Here is a 261-nt window from a genome sequence, read left to right as displayed (position 1 = left end):
CGGCTGAATCAGCGCGATGTCACCGGTCTTGAGCCAGCCTTGGCTGTCGAGGATCTCGGCGGTGGCGTCCTCGCGCTGCCAGTAGCCCTTCATCACTTGCGGGCCCTTGATGCACAGTTCACCCACCTCGCCCAGCGGCAGTTCATTGCCACTGTCGTCGATAACCTTGCACAGCGTCGAGGGCACCGGGATACCGATGGTACCGACCTGGTTGGCCTCGGACGGGTTGACCGCAGCCACCGGGCTGGTTTCGGTCATGCC

At 64.0% G+C, this 261-nt stretch carries 1 protein-coding gene; it reads right to left on the bottom strand.

What is annotated here, in order from left to right:
- Positions 1 to 261, bottom strand: a 261-nt coding sequence (locus SB725_RS32040; protein WP_410923503.1) for an AMP-binding protein, incomplete at both ends; no start/stop codon positions are given.

It is taken from the genome of Pseudomonas sp. SIMBA_041 (assembly GCF_046535095.1).
GTDB classification, from domain to species: Bacteria; Pseudomonadota; Gammaproteobacteria; order Pseudomonadales; family Pseudomonadaceae; genus Aquipseudomonas; species Aquipseudomonas mucoides.
This window is presented reverse-complemented; position numbering and strand designations above follow the sequence as displayed.